The sequence below is a fragment of the Gilliamella sp. Fer4-1 genome (assembly GCF_001690515.1).
Lineage (GTDB): Bacteria > Pseudomonadota > Gammaproteobacteria > Enterobacterales > Orbaceae > Gilliamella > Gilliamella apicola_C.
The window spans coordinates 1-508 of record NZ_LZGZ01000291.1; the positions used below are offsets into that span (position 1 = coordinate 1).

1 protein-coding gene is annotated in these 508 nt (G+C 32.9%); it reads left to right on the forward strand.

The annotated features are described in order from the left end of the window. Positions 1–101 precede the first annotated feature (101 nt). On the forward strand, positions 102–508 hold a 407-nt coding region (locus tag A9G30_RS10100), incomplete at its 3' end, for a UPF0149 family protein (RefSeq protein ID WP_065588873.1).

The window sequence follows — 508 nt, forward strand, 5'->3', positions numbered from 1 at the left end:
TAAAGTGCAGGAACCTGTTTATTATTTATAATTATATACTAATAATCAGAGAAAGTGCAGAGTACATTTTTTTATGATGCAATAAGACTAAGGTGAAGTTTATGTCAAATGCGATTAATTATGACGAATTTAATGGTCAACTAATTCAAAATAAAATAGGTATTACCGCAGCCGAACTGCACGGTTTTCTTTCAGGCATATTAGCTGGCGGTAATTTTGATGAAAGCTGGCATTCATTGGTTGAAGATATGTTAAATAATGGTCAAAAAATACCTGCCTCATTGGATGAAAAAATAAGCCATCTTTATACACTTACCAAACAACAATTCTTTGAAGAAGATTTCAGTTTCCAATTATTACTAAGTGATAAGGATTTATATGCACAGCTTGATGATCTAGTCGGCTGGGTGAATCATTTCTTGCTTGGCATTGGACTTGTACAACCTAAAATTAACCACATTAAAGGTGATGTTGGTGAGGCTATTTATGATCTTCGCCAAATTGTTAA